At 73.5% G+C, this 15,839-nt stretch carries 15 protein-coding genes and 1 pseudogene; 8 read left to right on the top strand and 8 right to left on the bottom strand.

Going from position 1 to position 15,839, the window contains the following annotated elements; translation table 11 throughout:
- Positions 1–14: 14 nt before the first annotated feature.
- Positions 15–401, top strand: a complete 387-nt coding sequence (locus ABZ877_RS32540; protein ID WP_361078679.1) for a helix-turn-helix transcriptional regulator — start codon at positions 15–17, stop codon at positions 399–401.
- Between the two features lie 8 nt (positions 402–409).
- Here ABZ877_RS32540 and ABZ877_RS32535 read toward each other — a convergent pair.
- Positions 410–614 (bottom strand): annotated as a pseudogene (locus tag ABZ877_RS32535) (DUF488 family protein); the annotation flags it as partial.
- An 82-nt stretch (positions 615–696) separates the two neighbouring features.
- On the opposite strand from ABZ877_RS32535, the gene ABZ877_RS32530 reads away from it, so the two are divergent.
- Complete coding sequence (locus tag ABZ877_RS32530) at positions 697–1,332, top strand: HdeD family acid-resistance protein (RefSeq protein WP_361078676.1); 636 nt, start codon at positions 697–699, stop codon at positions 1,330–1,332.
- Positions 1,333–1,358: 26 nt separating this feature from the next.
- Here ABZ877_RS32530 and ABZ877_RS32525 read toward each other — a convergent pair whose 3' ends face one another.
- The 6 genes from ABZ877_RS32525 to ABZ877_RS32500 all read right to left on the bottom strand — a co-directional run bounded on the left by ABZ877_RS32525 (position 1,359) and on the right by ABZ877_RS32500 (position 5,834).
- Positions 1,359–2,399, bottom strand: coding sequence for a hypothetical protein (locus tag ABZ877_RS32525; RefSeq protein WP_361078673.1), 1,041 nt, complete (start codon positions 2,397–2,399; stop codon positions 1,359–1,361).
- Between the two features lie 129 nt (positions 2,400–2,528).
- Entirely contained in the window at positions 2,529–3,026 is a 498-nt protein-coding gene (locus ABZ877_RS32520; protein WP_361078670.1) for a response regulator, read from the bottom strand.
- 65 nt (positions 3,027–3,091) lie between these two features.
- The gene (locus ABZ877_RS32515) at positions 3,092–3,250 is read right to left on the bottom strand and encodes a hypothetical protein (RefSeq protein ID WP_361078667.1); all 159 of its coding nucleotides are present in this window, start codon (positions 3,248–3,250) and stop codon (positions 3,092–3,094) included.
- 117 nt (positions 3,251–3,367) lie between these two features.
- Positions 3,368–3,775, bottom strand: coding sequence for a VOC family protein (locus ABZ877_RS32510; RefSeq protein WP_361078664.1), 408 nt, complete (start codon positions 3,773–3,775; stop codon positions 3,368–3,370).
- A gap of 76 nt (positions 3,776–3,851) precedes the next feature.
- A complete protein-coding gene (locus tag ABZ877_RS32505) occupies positions 3,852–4,790 on the bottom strand; it encodes a cation diffusion facilitator family transporter (protein ID WP_361078661.1) in 939 nt (312 codons plus the stop codon).
- A 144-nt stretch (positions 4,791–4,934) separates the two neighbouring features.
- Positions 4,935–5,834, bottom strand: a complete 900-nt coding sequence (locus tag ABZ877_RS32500) for a GNAT family N-acetyltransferase (protein ID WP_361078658.1) — start codon at positions 5,832–5,834, stop codon at positions 4,935–4,937.
- 256 nt (positions 5,835–6,090) lie between these two features.
- Between ABZ877_RS32500 and ABZ877_RS32495 the strand changes: the two genes are divergently transcribed.
- From ABZ877_RS32495 to ABZ877_RS32475, 5 genes are all read left to right on the top strand, one after another.
- Entirely contained in the window at positions 6,091–6,522 is a 432-nt protein-coding gene (locus ABZ877_RS32495) for a ferredoxin (protein WP_361078928.1), read from the top strand.
- A gap of 93 nt (positions 6,523–6,615) precedes the next feature.
- The gene (locus tag ABZ877_RS32490; protein WP_361078655.1) at positions 6,616–7,794 is read left to right on the top strand and encodes an acyl-CoA dehydrogenase family protein; all 1,179 of its coding nucleotides are present in this window, start codon (positions 6,616–6,618) and stop codon (positions 7,792–7,794) included.
- 55 nt (positions 7,795–7,849) lie between these two features.
- Entirely contained in the window at positions 7,850–8,800 is a 951-nt protein-coding gene (locus ABZ877_RS32485) for an oxygenase MpaB family protein (protein ID WP_361078652.1), read from the top strand.
- Positions 8,764–11,043, top strand: a complete 2,280-nt coding sequence (locus ABZ877_RS32480) for a serine/threonine-protein kinase (protein ID WP_361078650.1) — start codon at positions 8,764–8,766, stop codon at positions 11,041–11,043. The genes ABZ877_RS32485 and ABZ877_RS32480 overlap by 37 nt, the downstream gene beginning before the upstream one ends.
- Before the next feature lie 35 nt (positions 11,044–11,078).
- A complete protein-coding gene (locus ABZ877_RS32475; RefSeq protein WP_361078647.1) occupies positions 11,079–12,632 on the top strand; it encodes an NAD(P)/FAD-dependent oxidoreductase in 1,554 nt (517 codons plus the stop codon).
- Positions 12,633–12,651: 19 nt separating this feature from the next.
- Here ABZ877_RS32475 and ABZ877_RS32470 read toward each other — a convergent pair whose 3' ends face one another.
- Positions 12,652–14,436, bottom strand: a complete 1,785-nt coding sequence (locus ABZ877_RS32470) for a serine hydrolase (protein WP_361078644.1) — start codon at positions 14,434–14,436, stop codon at positions 12,652–12,654.
- 167 nt (positions 14,437–14,603) lie between these two features.
- On the opposite strand from ABZ877_RS32470, the gene ABZ877_RS32465 reads away from it, so the two are divergent.
- The gene (locus tag ABZ877_RS32465; RefSeq protein WP_361078641.1) at positions 14,604–15,707 is read left to right on the top strand and encodes a nitronate monooxygenase family protein; all 1,104 of its coding nucleotides are present in this window, start codon (positions 14,604–14,606) and stop codon (positions 15,705–15,707) included.
- The last annotated feature ends 132 nt before the right edge of the window (positions 15,708–15,839 follow it).

Genomic DNA, 15,839 nt, shown 5'->3' with positions numbered 1-15,839 from the left:
CCTAACCTGGGCCGATGAGCACTCACGAGACCTCGAGGCCCCGTCCCGTCCGCGCGCAGGAGCCGCTGTGGCGGCACGTCGTCGGGGACGTGCTGCGGCGACGCCGCCGGGCCCAGGGGCGGACGTTGCAGGACGTGGCCGACGTCGCGGGGATCTCCATGGCCTACCTCTCCGAGGTGGAGCGGGGCCGCAAGGAGGCGTCCTCGGAGATGCTCGCCGCCGCCGCGGGCGCGCTCGGCCTCGGCCTCGCCGACGTACTGGCGCTCGCGCAGGGCGAGTTGGCGCGGGCCGCCCGCCGCCGTCGGCCCGTGTCGGTCGTCGCGGTCACATCGCTCGGCTCGACGGCCCCTGCCGCGGCGCGCGGCCAGGGCGGCCGTGGCCCGGTGTGCCTGGCGGCGTGACCCGGGCCCTATGAGTCGCCACCGGCTGCTCCGAGATGGCGTACGAGCACGGGTACGTGGCTGTGCTCGACGTCCTTGACCCCGGTCGCCAGGGTGACGAGACCCGGAGCGCAGCTCCGTGGACGGCGCGATCTCCTTGAGCCACTCGTCGACGGCGGCCCGCTCCTTGGAGACGCCCCGCCGCCACAGGCGGTCGACCAGCGACCGGGTGCCGCCGGGCGCGCGGGCCGGCGTGTGTCACCCGTTCGGCCCCGTCCCGGTGGCAGGTGCCGGGCGGTGGTGCGAACAGTCGGACATGACCCACGCACCGCACGACCAGCAGAGTCAGTACCGTGGCCACAGCACCGGGGACGAGCGGACCCACCGTCCGGAGGGGCCGCTCGGCAGACTCGCCGCCGCCGCGTGGCAGGCGGTCCTGCTCGCGGGCGTCGCCGCACTGATCCTGGGCGTCCTCGTCCTCGTATGGCCGGGCGCCTCCCTGTGGGCCGCCGGGATCCTCTTCGGCGTCTACCTCGTGGTCAGCGGCGTCTTCCAGCTCGTGACGGCGGTGGGGACGCATGTGACGACCGGGCTGCGTGTGATGGCGTTCATCAGCGGCGCCGTCTCGGTCCTGCTCGGTCTGTTCTGCTTCCGCGGCGCGATGCAGTCGATCCTGCTGCTCGCCCTGTGGATCGGCATCGGCTGGCTGTTCCGCGGGATCACGCAGACCGCCGCGGCGGCCTCCGACCCGGCGATGCCCGCGCGCGGCTGGCAGATCTTCCTCGGGATCGTCAGCGCGATGGCGGGCATCGTGCTCATCGTGTCGCCGTTCGAGTCCGTCGCCGTCCTCACCCTGGTCGGCGGCTGCTGGCTGGTGGCGATGGGCGTCGTGGAGATCGTGGAGGCGTTCCTGCTGCGCGGCCGGGCGAAGAGGCTGCCCCACGGAGTCTGAGGCAGCCCGCCCGTCCGCGCCCCGCGTCAGACGCCCACGGCCTCCTCCAGCTCCTCCTCGGCGGCGGCCTCCTCGACCGGCGCGGCGGGGGCAAGCTGCCGTCCGCGCCGCCGCTCGGCGATCCCCGCGATGCCGAGCACGACCGCGCCCACGGCGAGCCAGGCCACCAGGGTCCACACGTGGCGGCCCAGGCCGTAGTGGTCGAAGTAGAGGAGGCTGCGGGCGCCCTCGACGAAGCCCGCGCCGTTCCAGAAGGCGTGCAGGGTGGCGAAGAAGCCGTTCTGCATCTCGGGGCGGAAGACACCGCCGGAGCTCGTGAAGTTGAGCATCACGAACAGCACCATGACGGCGAGCGTCGTCCAGCGCTTGAGGAAGGTGTGCAGGCCGACGCCGATCAGCAGGATGCCCGCGGAGTACAGCCACGCCATGCCGAACACGCCCCACAGATGGGTGTGGGCGAGGTGGAAGACGGGCCCCGCGAACGCCGCGCCGAGCAGGCCGACCACCGCGGAGACGCCGACCGCGAGGAGCGCCCGCGCCCGCATCCGCAGCGCGGCGCCCGCACCGCCGAGGACGGCGACCGAGGCGTAGGAGCCGATGCTCACCGCGACGAGCAGGAAGAACAGGCCCTGCCCCGTCGGGTCGTCGGAGACGGTCGGCGCCACGTCGGTCACCTTGAGCGGCTCACCCTGCTGAGCGGCGACCGGCGTGAAGATCTTCTGGACGACGGAGACGGTGGTGTCGGACCCGGCCGAGGCCACGATCAGCTCCGGCGCCTTCTCGCTCAGGACGTACGCGCCGTCGACGTGCCGCGTCCTGAGCTGGTCGACCGCCTCGGCGCGGGTGGCGAGCGTGCGCACGTCGAGGGCGTCGCCCGCCTTGTCCTTCACGGTCTGCGCGAAGACCTTCGCCTCGGGGCCGGAGCCGACGACGGCCACCGGCAGATGGTGCGGCTCGGGCGCGGCGAAGGCGCCGAGGTAGGCGAGGCCCATGCCGACGCACATCAGGAGCGGCGTCAGCAGATGGGTCAGGACGTGGCGCAGCGCCGCTCGCTGGTCGGCGGGCATGAGCAGGACCTCCGTAGGTGGGATTCATGGGTTGGCGTATACAACTCCCAAGCAAGTTGTACTGTACAACCACATGCTCGGAGTGCACCCATGGGCAGGGGTGTGACGCTCCACACCGCCGGGGCGGGATCAGGCCGGTCGCGGCAGCGGGCGGTCCTCGAAGCGCGGGGCGGGGTAGGGGGAGACGCCCTCGTCGTCGGTCTCATGCACCCGCAGGCGGTCCCGCAGGGCCTGGATGCGCAGACTCGTCTCGTACAGATAGCGGACCTTCGTCCGCATCACCCACGGCTCCACGGGCTTCACGACGTAGTCGGCGACCCCCAGCTCGAACGCCTTGACCGCGAGCGCGGGGTCCTGGCCCGCGCCCGTGATCATCATGATCGGGATGTCCTGGGTCTGCTCCAGGCGCGTCATGTAGTGGGCCACCTCGAAGCCGCTGACGTCGGGCATCAGCACGTCGAGGAGGACCACCGCTATGCCGCCGCGCAGGACCGCCTTCAACGCGTCGTCCCCGTTGCCCGCGCGGTCCAGCGGGTAGCGGAGCGGGGCGAGGGCGCTCTCCATCGCGAAGAGCGTGTCCTCGCGGTCGTCGACGACCAGGATCTTGGGCCGTTCAGCGGTGGGCATCGCCGGGTGCCTCCCCTCGTCGGCACGGACAGCATATGCCCGTACGCGCGCGGCGGAAGGGGCTCTCAATCCTCTCCGCGCACCAGATTCCAGTCGTTCTCGCGCTCGGTGTCGGGTTCGGCGGCGTCGCGTCCGTCGCGGCGGGCCGGGCGGCACGTGCGCACAGCGCCCCTGACCTCGTGCTTCGTCTCGTCGGGGTGGGGGGAGGGCGGTCGGGCGGTCATGAGTGGGCCTCTTTTCGGACAGATGGCGGACGATTCGGCTCGTAGACGGCTGTACAGACGGGCGGCTTGCGGCAGCCCGGCGGCATCGACGGTCGAGCGGCATATGCCCGGCCGCGGTCAGCTCGCCTTCGGCTTCGCCAGATGCCGCCCGTCACTGCGCAACGAGAAGGGGTGCCCGGCCGGATCCGCGTACAGCCGCGACGCCGTACGGCCGCCGTTGCCGCGGGTCTGCAGCGGACGGGCGCCGAGTCCGACGATCTGCCGCTCGACGTCGTCCAGGTGCTCCTCGGCCACCAGCAGGTCCAGATGGGCCTGCTGGGAGTCGTCGGGGCGCGGCCAGCTCGCGGGGGCCGCGTTGAGGTCGCGGCGGAACGCGAGGCGCGTGCCGTTCGCGCCGACGAGCTCGATCCGGTTGCCACCGGCCGGCGAGCGGACCTCACCGTCGAGGAGCACCCGGTAGAACTCGCACAGCTCCTCCGGCTCCGCGCAGTCGAAGACCAGCACCGCCGCTTCCACGTGGCTCATCGGACCTCCCCGGTCTCGCTCTCCGTCGCCTCGCGAGTACCCCTGGACGCATGTCCGAATCGTCGGCCCCGGCGGCTCACTCGCGTACGCGCTGCGGGATGTCGACCACGTCGAGGAAGACCTGGTCCGCCTCCGGCCAGCGCTCCTGGATGGCCTTCTTGATGCGCTCGCTGACCAGTTCGAGGTGTTCGCTGTCGATGCCCGGGGTCAGGTCGACGCGGGCGGCGACGAGCGTGGAGTCCATGCCGAGCTGCATGGTGTGCAGCGCCGCGACGTAGTCGATCTCCGGCTGCGACTCCAGGAGTTCGAGGATGCCCTCGCGCAGCTCGGGGTCGACGGCCTCGCCGATCAACTGCTCGCGGGCGCTCTTGCCGAGCCCGTAGGCCACGTAGACGAGGAGCGCGCCGATGGCCAGGGACGCCGAGCCCTCCCAGACGACATCGCCCGTGACCATGTGGAGCACCATGCCGCCGGCGGCGAGGAGCACACCGAGCACGGCCGTGCTGTCCTCGGCGAGGACGGTGCGCAGCGCCGGGTCGGAGCCGATGCCCTTGCCGGGCTGGGCGCGGACCTGGAGGATCGCCCGGACCAGGGAGGCGCCCTCGGCGAGCAGCGCGACACCGAGCACGATCAGCCCGGCGACGTAGCCGCTGTGCGACTCCTCCGTCGCCGGTCCCGTCAGCGCCTCGAAGCCCTGGAAGAAGGAGAAGCAGCCGCCCATCACGAAGATGCCGACCGCGGCGAGCAGCGACCAGAAGAACCGCTCCTTGCCGTAGCCGAACGGGTGCCGGCGGTCCGCGGGGCGGCGGCTGCGGTGCAGCGCCGCGAGGAGGAACACCTCGTTCAGGCTGTCGGCCACCGAGTGGGCCGCCTCCGAGAGGAGGGCGGGCGAGGCCGCTATGACACCGCCGACCGCCTTGGCGACGGCGATGAGCAGATTCGCGGCGAGCGCCACCAGAACCGTGAGCCGGGTCTTGCGGTCCTCCTGCGCACCGGACTTCTCGGGGTCGGTCACGTGTCAACTCACAGGGTGTGAAGGGTGGTCACCGGACGTGTGCGGCGGGCCGGGGACCGGCGGTCCGTGCCGCGCGCCGTACCCCGTCCCCGGTAACCGGCACCCCGCGCGGTAAACCCTCGTGGACCGGCGGGAAACCGGTGCCTACAGGTCGAGTTGGCAGGTGCGGGAGTGATGCGTCGGTACGTAGCCGAGCGCGTCGTTCACGGCGCGCATCGGCCGGTTGCCGTCCGCGGTGTCCGTGACGAGAGCGGTCAGGCCCGGGTGGCGTGCGCGGACGCGCAGGATCTGGTCCGCCTTCATCCAGCGGGCCAGCCCGTTGCCCCGATGCCGCGGCAGCACCCCGGTGCCGTAGTGCTGCGCGTCGCCCTCGCGGGAGCCCGGTATGACCAGCTCGGTGAAGCCGGCCACGGAGCCGTCGCGCTCGTCGATCGCGGCGACGGTGTGCAGCAGGTCGCCACGGTCCGCGACGGCCTGGGCGACGGCCCGTACCCGTTCCACGTCCCAGACGACCCGCCCGTGGTCGGCGTCGTCCATCGGCATGTCGTCCATGGCCCGGCGCGCGGCGGCGAAGGACTCCGCCAGGTCGGCCGGGACCGCGCCGTCCCATTCGACCAGCCGGTAGCCGGGGTGCGGGCGCCCGGCCACCTCGGTGAGCGCCGCGAGGTCGGCGTCGGCGAGCACCAGACGCGCGTGGGTGAGCCGGAGCACCTGCCTGAAGTCCCGTGCGGCGAGGAAGAGTTCGCCGGGGGAGCCCGCGTCCGCGTCGGCGAGCATCGTGCGGCGGCCGTCCGCGCGAGCCGCCCCGGCCGCTGCCGCGAGCAGCTCCGTGCCGATGCCCGCGCGCCGCTCGGCCGGGTGCACCCGGAGCGTCAGCTCGGCCAGGTGCCGCTGCCCGTCGCGGTCGAACAGGCGCAGGAACGCCGTGCCGACCGGGTTGTCGTCCGCGTCTCGCGCCAGCCAGACGAGGCGGCGCGTACCGGCGGCGGCGTGCGGGTCGGTGAGCGGCGTCAACCGCGCGCGGCCGCGCGACACGTGGGACAAGAGCACTCCAGTGAGAGGGAAGGGGGCCGAGCGCCGGGGGCGCGCGGCTGTGAGAAGCGCGCCGAAAGTACCCCTGTGCGCCGCCCGTCGCAAAGGAATTACCAGGTCTCGCGGGGTCGGGCCGGTTTGGCCCCGGGCGATCCGGCTACCCGGCGCGGACGCAGACGTTTCCTGGAAAGGAGCCGGGCCGGTGACCCCCCTGGCGAAGCAGTCGCACCTCCGCGCCGCGACCACCGAGGCCGCAGACCCCGCCCCGATGACCGAACCGCCGAAGGACACCCTCGTCCGCTTCCTGGAGAGCCGCTTCGCCTGCGCCCAGGCCTGCACCGAGTGCGCCCGCGCCAGCGCCCTGCGCGTCAGCTTCCTCGAACCCGGACCGCTCGCGCCTCCGCTCCAGGGCGGCCCCGCACGCCGCGCGACGGCCCAGGACGCCGCGCGCGAGGGGCAGCGCCACGATCTGCGCCGCTCGCTGCTGCTGTGCGTGGAGGTCTGCGACGCCACCTGCCGGCTGCTCTCGGAGGAGACGCACCAGGACGAGTACGGGCTGCGGCTCCAGGTCGAATGGTGCCGTGCCGTCGCCCTGGAGTGCGCGCACGCCTGCGACGGCGTCCCCGACGCCGCGGACTGCGCCGAGCAGTGCCGCGCGTGCGCCCGCGCCTGCACCGACTTCCTGGCCGTGCTGGGCTGACCGACGAGGCCGTACCGGGCCGGGCATTCCCAATTTCTGGAACGGGTTCTACTGTGTGCGCCGACACCGGCCGGTCGACCGCCAGGAGGGGCCGTGCACCTCGCCTACACGCCCGAGCAACAGCAGCTCCGCACCGAACTGCGCGCCTACTTCGCCGACCTCGTCCCCGATCACGCGTACGCCCGCCACGCGGAACCCGCCGCCCAGAAGCGCTTCTACCGCGAGACCGTCCGCCGCCTCGGCGCGGACGGCTGGCTCGGGGTCGGCTGGCCGAAGGAGTACGGCGGGCGCGGCCTCACCCCGATCGAGCAGTTCGTCTTCTTCGACGAGGCGGCCCAGGCGGGCGTCCCGCTGCCGCTCATGGCGCTCAACACCGTCGGCCCGACGCTCATGCGGTACGGCACCGACGAACAGAAGGAGTTCTTCCTGCCGCGCATCCTCTCCGGCGAGATCGACTTCGCCATCGGCTACAGCGAACCGGACGCGGGCACCGACCTCGCGGCCCTGAGGACACGCGCCGTCCGCGACGGCGACACCTATGTCGTCAACGGCCAGAAGATCTGGACCACCAACGGCGACACCGCCGACTACGTCTGGCTCGCCGTCCGCACCGACCCCGCCGCCCCGCCGCACAAGGGCATCACCATGCTGCTCGTGCCGACCTCCGACCCCGGCTACTCCTGCACCCTCATCACCACGCTCGCCTCGCACGACACCACGGCGAGCTACTACGAGAACGTCCGCGTCCCCGTCTCGCGCCGCGTCGGCGAGGAGAACGAGGGCTGGCGCCTGATCACCAACCAGCTCAACCACGAACGCGTCACCCTCGCCGCCCACGGCACCATGGCGATCCGCGCCCTGCACGACGTCCAGCGCTGGGCCATGGAGACCAAGCTCGCCGACGGCCGCCGCGTCATCGACCTCGGCTGGGTCCGCACACGCCTCGCGCGGACCCACACCCGGCTCGACGCGCTGAAACTCCTCAACTGGCGGATGGTCAGCGCCCTCCAGGACTCCACGCTCACCCCGCAGGACGCCTCCGCCGTCAAGGTCTACGGCTCCGAGGCGCGCCGCGACGCGTACGCCTGGCTGATGGAGGTCGTCGGGGCGGCGGGCGCGCTGAAGGAGGGCAGCGCCGGGGCGGTCCTCCACGGCGAACTGGAGCGCGGCTACCGCTCGGCGGTCATCTTCACCTTCGGCGGCGGCAACAACGAGATCCAGCGCGAGATCATCTCCTGGATCGGCCTCGGAATGCCCCGCGTGCGCCGCTGACAGCCGCTGTCCCGCACACTTGAGGGAGCGGGAACAGCGACGACAGGAGGCGCGGGTGACGGAGGCGGACGCGGCGGACCCGGGCCTCTTCGGCCCCGGCTCGGTCACCTGGCAGACGCACGCCGACCCCATGATGTGGGTGGCCGGCATCAGGGCCCTGTACCTCCAGGCCCTGCACCCGCGCGCCGTGCGCGGCGTCCTGCAGAACTCCGACTTCCGGCGCGACGCCTGGGGGCGCCTCCTGCGCACCGCGAGCTTCGTCGGCACGACGACGTACGGGACCACGGAGGCGGCCGAGAAGGCGGGCGCGCGCGTCCGCAAGATCCACCGCATGCTGTCGGCCACCGACCCGGAGACCGGCGAACGCTACGGCGTCGACGAACCCGCGCTGCTCCTGTGGGTGCACTGCGCCGAGATCGACTCCTACCTGCACATCGCCCGGCGCTCCGGCCTGCCGCTCACCGACGCCCACGCCGACCGCTACATCGCCGAACACCGCACCAGCGCCCGCCTCGTCGGCCTCGATCCGGCCGAAGTGCCGTCCAGCCGGGCGGAGTTGGCGGCCTACTTCGCCTCCGTGCGGCCCGAACTCGCAGTCGGCCCCGACGCCCGTGTCGTCGACGACTTCCTTCAGCGCCCGCCCACCCACCCCCTCCTCGTCCCCGCCCGCGACCTGCTGTGGCGGCGCGTCGCGAACCTCGCCTACGCCTCGCTCCCGCCCTACGCCCACGAGCTGTACGGCCGGGCGGCCCCCGACCCCGCCGTCGTCACCCGCCGCCTGCGCGCCACCGGCACCGCGCTGCGCGCCGTCCCCGCCCGCCTGCGCTGGCAACTGCCCCCGAAACACATCCTGCGGGCCATGGCTCGACTGGGCCCCCACACCCGCCCGGCCCCGTTCAAAGTCGGCACCCGCGTGCCCATACTGGACCGGGGGGCCGCGCGGCGAGGCGACGGGGGCGACAGCGGGACATGCCAGAGCTGGAGGCAAGCGGGAACCACACCCTGATCCACGGGCGCTACCGGCTGCTCGACCGGATCGGCCGGGGCGGGATGGGCGAGGTGTGGCGCGCCCGCGACGAGTCGCTCGGCCGCCACGTCGCCGTCAAGTGCCTCAAGCCGCTCACGCCCCAGCGCGACCAGTCCTTCACCACCGTGCTGCGGGAACGCTTCCGCCGCGAGGCACGGGTCGCGGCGGCGCTCCAGCACCGCGGCATCACCGTCGTGCACGACTTCGGCGAGTACGAGGGAGTCCTGTACCTGGTGATGGAGCTGCTGGAGGGCAAGAACCTCAGCCAGCTCCTGGAGGACAACCGCCGCCACCCGCTGCCCGTGGACGACGTCGTCGACATGGCCGAGCAGATCGCCGCCGCCCTCGCCTACACCCACGAACAGGGCATCGTGCACCGGGACCTCAAACCCGCCAACATCGTGCGCCTCGCCGACGGCACGCTGAAGATCTGCGACTTCGGCATCGCCCGGCTCGGCGCCGACATCGGCTTCACCGCCCGCCTCACCGGCACCGGCATCGCCATGGGCACCCCGCACTACATGTCACCGGAGCAGATCGGCGGCGCCCACGTCGACCAGCGCAGCGACCTGTACTCCCTCGGCTGCGTGCTGTACGAGATCGCCACCGGCGCCCCGCCGTTCGACCTCGAGGACGCCTGGGCCGTGCTCGTCGGCCACCGCGACACCCCGCCCGCACCGCCCCGCCGCCACCGCCCCGACCTGCCCGCCTACGTGGAACGCATCATCCTCGACCTGCTCGCCAAGAACCCCGAGCAACGTCCGCACGACGCACGGGAGCTGGGCCGCCGCATCGCCACCGGACGCACCGCGCGCGGCGCCTACGTGCCCACGGTCCGCACCGCGCAGGTGACCCCGCACCCCGACACCCAGATCGTCACCGCACAGCCCCTCGCCCGCGAGCCGCGCCTGCCGTCGTGGACCCGGGGCATGACCACGGGCCACAAGGCCGCCGGCGGCGCGGGCCCGCCCCCCGCCCCGCCCGACCCGGCGGCCGGTCTCGCCGGGGAGTGGATCCCGCGCCCCACCACGGAGGTGGGCCTCCCGCCGCCCGGACCCGCCGAACGGCCCACCCCGGCACCGGAGTTGATCGCCACCCTCCTCTCCCGGCACCACGCGGGCCTCAGCCTCGGCCGCCTCGGCCGCTGGGCGGAGGCCGGAGAGGTGCACCGCGCCGTCGCCGCCGAACGCGAGCACGCCCTCGGCCCGGACCACCCCGACACCCTCGCCAGCCACTACGAGGTCGCCCTCGCCCTCAGCCGCACCGGCCGCGCCGCCGACGCGCTGCGCACCTACCGGCGCGTCGTCGAGGGCCGCGAGCGCGTCCTCGGCCCCGACCACCCGGACACCCTCGGCGCCCGCCAGGAGGTGGCGTACGTCCTCGGCAAACTGGGCCGCCACCTGGAGGCCCACCAGGTGTACACCTCCGTCCTCGCGGCCCGGGAGCGGGTGATGGGCGCCGACCACCCCGACACCCTGCGCTGCCGCCACAACCTCGCCTTCAACCTCAGCCGCCTCGGCCGCCTGGAGGACTCGTACCGCATGGCGAAGGAGGTCGCCGATGCGCGCGCCCGCGTCCTCGGCCCCGACCACCCCGACACGCTCGTCACCCGCTGCGAAGTCGGCTACACACTCGGCCAGTTGGGGCGCTGGAGCGAGGCGCTGCACACCTACCGCGAGGTCGCCCGGGCCCGGGAGCGGGCGCTCGGCCCCGACCACCCCGACACCCTCGCCGCGCGGTACGAGGTCGGCATCGGCCTCGGCCGGCTCGGCCGCAGCGCGGAGGCGCTCGCGCTCTACCGCGACCTCGTCGACGACCGCACCCGGGTCAGCGGCCCCACCGACCCCGAGACCCTGCGCGCCCGCCACGGTCTCGGCGTCAACCTCGGCCGCCTGTCCCGCTGGGAGGAGGCGCTCGCCGAGGCCCGCGACGTCTGCGCGATCCGCGAGCGCGTCCTCGGCCCCGACCACCCCGACACCCTCGTGAGCCACCGGGAGGTCGCGGTCGGGCTCGGCTGGCTCGGGCGCTGGCGGGACGCGCTCGTCGCGTACCGGACCGTGGCCGCGGGGCGCGAACGGGTCCTGGGCGCGGCCCACCCCGACACGCTGGCCGCCCGCACCGACGAGGCGCACTGCCTGGAGCAGCTCGGCCGGGGCACGGAGGCGCTGGAGCTGTACCGTCGAGTCGCCGCGTCGCGTCAGCGGGGCCACGCGCGCGGCTGAGCGCACGGTCCCCGCCCGGGAACGAAGGGGCCGTCTTGGACCGGCACGCACACCCCGATGTCGTCATCGTCGGCGGGGGCCACAACGGCCTCGTCGCCGCCGCCTACCTCGCCCGCGCGGGCCGCACCGTCACCGTGCTCGAACGCTTGCCCGCCACCGGCGGCGCCGCCGTCTCCACCCGCCCCTTCACCGGCGTGGACGCCCGTCTCTCCCGCTACTCCTACCTCGTCAGCCTCCTCCCGAAGAAGATCGTCGCCGACCTCGGGCTCGACTTCGCCGTGCGGCGGCGGACCGTCTCCTCGTACACGCCGACGGTCCGCGCCGGCCGTCCGACCGGGCTCCTGGTCGGCGGTGGCGAGGACCGTACGCGCGAGGCGTTCGCCCGTCTCACGGGCGGCGAGCGCGAGTACGAGGCGTGGTCCGCGTTCTACGCGATGACGCGGCACGTCGCCGAACGGGTCTTCCCCACGCTCACCGAACCGCTCCCGAGCCGCGCCGCACTGCGCGCACGCGTCGGGGACGAGGAGGCGTGGCGGCTGCTGTTCGAGGAACCGATCGGCGTCGGCATCGAGGAGCGCTTCTCGGACGACCTGGTGCGCGGCGTCGTCCTCACCGACGCGCTGATCGGCACGTTCGCGGACGCCCACGACCCGGCGCTCACCCAGAACCGCTGCTTCCTCTACCACGTGATCGGCAACGGCACCGGCGACTGGGACGTGCCCGTCGGCGGCATGGGCGCGCTCACCGACGCCCTCGCCGCCACGGCCCGCGCGGCGGGCGCCCGTCTCGTCACCGGCCACGAGGTGACCCGCGTCGAGACGGACGGCCGACGCGCGGAGGTCACCTACAGGACGCAGGACGGGGAAGGCACGATCGCCGCCTCCCACGTCCTCGTCAACGCCTCGCCCCAGGACCTCGCCCGCCTCCTCGGCACCACGCCGCCCGCACCCGCCGAAGGCGCCCAGCTCAAGGTCAACATGGTGCTCAAGCGGCTGCCACGGCTGAAGGACACCTCCGTCGACCCGCGCGAGGCGTTCGCCGGGACGTTCCACGTCGCCGAGGGGTACGAGGAGCTGGCGGCGGCCCACGCGCAGGCGGCGGCCGGATCGCTGCCCTCCGCGCCGCCCTCGGAGATCTACTGCCACTCCCTGACGGACCCGACGATCCTCGCCCCCGGCCTCGCCGCGAGCGGCCACCACACCCTCACCCTCTTCGGCCTGCACACCCCCGCGCGCCTGTTCGCCGAGGACAACGAGCGTGCGCGCGCCGCCCTGCTGAAGGCGACCCTGGCCGAGCTGGACCGCCACCTCGCCGAACCGCTCGCCGACTGCCTCGCCGAGGACGCCGAGGGCCGCCCCTGCATCGAGGCGAAGACCCCGCTCGACCTCGAACGCGACCTGCGCCTGCCCGGCGGCCACATCTTCCACGGCGCCCTGTCCTTCCCGTACGCGGAGGAGGAGGGCGCCGACCGCTGGGGCGTGGCGACGGAGTACGCGAACGTGCTGCTGTGCGGCGCGGGCGCGGTGCGCGGCGGCGGGGTCAGCGGCGTCGCCGGGCACAACGCCGCCATGGCGGTGCTCGGCCGCTGACCCCGGCGCACGCCGGACGTCAGTCCTCGGAGGCCGTCCAGCCGACCGCCTCGATACGGGAGGAGTCGGCCGGGCGCGCCTCGTCGAAGGCGACGGCCCGCCGTCCGTCGGTGACCCGTACGCCGTCCACGTACACCCCGCGCCCCACGTACAGCTGGTCCGTCGTGTACCGCCACCGCACGCGCGTGGACGCGGCGGCGAAGCCGCCGAGGTCCGCGGTGAGACGGTGCCAGGTGCGGCCCGACCAGCCGTCCGCCGTGCCCTTCGGGTGTGCCTCGTCGCGGCCGGTGGTGAAGGGGAGCGGTTTCCAGGAGGCGCCGCCGTCCGTCGAGACCTCCAGGAACAGGAGGTCGGAGCGCGGCTCGGTGTCCCACCACAGGGAGCAGGTGAGGCGGGCGTCGGGGGAGGTGAGGCGCAGGTCGGGCAGGGTCAGGGTGGCCGTTGTGGCGTTCGCCATGCCGGAGAACCAGGCCGTGCGGCCATGGGCGGGACGCACGGCGACGGCGCGCGCCAGGTTGTTGCCCGCGGCGACCCGGGGAGCGGAGCCGGACCGCCAGGTGCGCACGGGGTGCACGGAGTTGCCGAGGACGATGAGGAACGAGTCGGTCGTCGGGTCGAGGACGATCGACGTGCCGGTGAACCCGGTGTGCCCGGCGGTGCGCGGGGTCGCCATCGCGCCCATGTACCAGTGCTGGTAGAGCTCGAAGCCGAGGCCGTGCTCGTCACCGGGGAAGGCCGTGTTGAAGTCAGTGAACATCAGCTCCACCGACTTCTCGGAGAGGATGCGGGCGCCGCCGTAGACACCCCCGTTGAGGAGCGTCCGGCCGAGGACCGCGAGGTCCCACGCGCTGGAGAACACGCCCGCGTGGCCCGCGACACCGCCGAGCCCGTACGCGTTCTCGTCGTGCACCTCGCCCCAGACGAGACCCCGGTCGAGGCCCGACCAGGGCGCCCGCGCGTCCTCCGTCGCCGCGATCCTGGGCTTCCAGGAGGCGGGCGGGTTGTAGCGGGTGCGGTCCATGCCGAGCGGCCGGGTGATCCGCTCGCGCAGCAGGACGTCGAGGGTCTTGCCGGTGAGCTTCTCCAGGACCAACTGGAGCGAGATGAGGTTGAGGTCGGAGTAGAGATAGGTGGTGCCGGGCGGGTTGAGCAGGGCCTCGTTCCAGATGAGACGGAGCTGTCCCTCGCGCGTGGACTCCTTGTAGAGCGGGATCCAGGACCGGAAGCCGGAGGTGTGCGTGAGGAGTTGGCGCACGGTCACGTCCTGCTTGCCCGCGCCCGCGAAGTCCGGCAGATACGCGGCGACCTTCCCTTCGAGGTCCAGGTGGCCGCGCTCGATCTCCTGCACGGCGAGGATCGACGTGAACAGCTTCGACACCGACGCCAGGTCGAAGACGGTGTCCCCGGCCATGTCGATCTGCCGCTCGGCCGGGAGCTCGACGCCGGTGTCGGTGGCCTCGTCGTAACGCGCGTAGCGGACCGCCTTGCCGATCGGCTGGTGCAGGGCGACGGTGCCGCCGCGCCCCGCGAGCAGCACGGCGCCCGCGTACCAGGGGTGCTTGGGGGAGGGGCCGAGGAACTTCTCGGCGTCGGAGACCAGTTGCCGCAGGTGCCCGGCGAGCAGGCCCGCGCGCCCGGGGGAGCCGTGGCGCAGGGTGGGGCGCGCCTTCTTCCCGGGGGCGGCCGACGCGGGCCCCGCCGGGAAGGGGGCCAGGGCGAGGGCACCGCCCAAGGCGAGGCCCGCTCCGCCCAGTTGGCGCCGGGTGAGGCCGCTGCGTGCTCTGTCCCGGTCCGGTGCGTTCATGAGCAGCCTCCTGAAAGTATCTTTCGGGATCTCGATGGACGGATGAAACTTTCATGTCAGTCCTGCCTCGTGTCAACCACCGCGAACCGCGTACGCGGAGCGGCGTTATCTGACGCTGCATCAGAAAACCTCTTCCGTCGTCCGGTCCGCTGCGGCATCCTGCGCGCATGCAGACGGAGCTGAGCAAGAGACTGGGGATCGAGCACGCCGTCTTCGGCTTCACCCCGTTCCCCGCGGTGGCCGCCGCCATCAGCAGGGCCGGGGGCCTCGGCGTGCTCGGCGCGGTCCGCTACACCGCCCCCGACGACCTCGCCCGCGACCTCGACTGGCTGCACGCGCACGCCGGCGGGCGTCCCTACGGGCTCGACGTCGTCATGCCCGCGAAGAAGGTCGAGGGCGTCACCGAGGCGGACGTCGAGGCGATGATCCCCGAAGGGCACCGGCAGTTCGTCCGGGACACCCTCGCCAAGCACGGCGTGCCCGAACTCGCCGAGGGAGAGGCGGCCGGCTGGCGCATCACCGGCTGGATGGAACAGGTGGCGCGCGGCCAGCTGGACGTCGCCTTCGACCATCCCGTCGCCCTCCTCGCCAACGCGCTCGGGTCGCCCCCGGCGGACGTCGTCGCCCGCGCCCACCGGCACGGCGTGCTCGTCGCCGCGCTCGCGGGCAGCGCGCGGCACGCCCGCAAGCACGCGGACGCGGGGATCGACATCGTCGTGGCCCAGGGGTACGAGGCCGGGGGCCACACCGGGGAGATCGCGTCGATGGTCCTGACCCCGGAGGTCGTCGAGGCGGTCTCGCCGCTCCCGGTGCTCGCCGCGGGCGGGATCGGGAGCGGGCAGCAGGCGGCTGCGGCGTTCGCGCTCGGGGCGCAGGGGGTCTGGCTCGGCTCCGTCTGGCTGACCACCACCGAGGCGGACCTCAGCTCTCCCGCCCTGACCCGGAAACTCCTGGCCGCGGGGTCCGGCGACACGGTGCGCTCGCGCGCGCTCACCGGGAAGCCGGCGCGGCAGTTGCGCACGGAGTGGACGGACGCGTGGGACGACCCCGCCGGGCCCGGGGCCCTGCCGATGCCCTTGCAGGGGCTGCTCGTCGCCGAGGCCGTGTCCCGGATCCAGAAGTACGAGGTCGAGCCGTTGCTCGGCACGCCTGTGGGGCAGATCGTGGGCCGGATGAACGCGGAGCGCAGCGTCCAGGCCGTCTTCGATGAACTGACCCGGGGCTTCGAACAGGCGCTCACCTGCTTGAACCGGATCGCCGGATCGCCGTAGAGGTGCGTGACGTGGGCGAGTGCGGGTGGGGTGTGGCTGGTCGCGCAGTTCCCCGCGCCCCTGGAGGCATGCGGCTCCGCCGCGCCTCCCCCTGCCCCGCGCCCCTGAGATGGCGCACGAAGTGCGCATCTC

The sequence above is a fragment of the Streptomyces sp. NPDC046939 genome (assembly GCF_040644575.1).
Taxonomy (GTDB): domain Bacteria; phylum Actinomycetota; class Actinomycetes; order Streptomycetales; family Streptomycetaceae; genus Streptomyces.
This window is presented reverse-complemented; position numbering and strand designations above follow the sequence as displayed.

Excerpts from the sequence above, each read along its gene's own strand:
- ABZ877_RS32495 (WP_361078928.1), top strand. The coding sequence starts at position 6,091 with ATGACCGAACCGCCGAAGGACACCCTCGTCCGCTTCCTGGAGAGCCGC.
- ABZ877_RS32520 (WP_361078670.1), bottom strand. The coding sequence starts at position 3,026 with ATGCCCACCGCTGAACGGCCCAAGATCCTGGTCGTCGACGACCGCGAG.
- ABZ877_RS32480 (WP_361078650.1), top strand. The coding sequence starts at position 8,764 with ATGCCAGAGCTGGAGGCAAGCGGGAACCACACCCTGATCCACGGGCGC.
- ABZ877_RS32530 (WP_361078676.1), top strand. The coding sequence starts at position 697 with ATGACCCACGCACCGCACGACCAGCAGAGTCAGTACCGTGGCCACAGC.
- ABZ877_RS32525 (WP_361078673.1), bottom strand. The coding sequence starts at position 2,399 with ATGCCCGCCGACCAGCGAGCGGCGCTGCGCCACGTCCTGACCCATCTG.
- ABZ877_RS32465 (WP_361078641.1), top strand. The coding sequence starts at position 14,604 with ATGCAGACGGAGCTGAGCAAGAGACTGGGGATCGAGCACGCCGTCTTC.
- ABZ877_RS32515 (WP_361078667.1), bottom strand. The coding sequence starts at position 3,250 with ATGACCGCCCGACCGCCCTCCCCCCACCCCGACGAGACGAAGCACGAG.
- ABZ877_RS32510 (WP_361078664.1), bottom strand. The coding sequence starts at position 3,775 with ATGAGCCACGTGGAAGCGGCGGTGCTGGTCTTCGACTGCGCGGAGCCG.
- ABZ877_RS32540 (WP_361078679.1), top strand. The coding sequence starts at position 15 with ATGAGCACTCACGAGACCTCGAGGCCCCGTCCCGTCCGCGCGCAGGAG.
- ABZ877_RS32470 (WP_361078644.1), bottom strand. The coding sequence starts at position 14,436 with ATGAACGCACCGGACCGGGACAGAGCACGCAGCGGCCTCACCCGGCGC.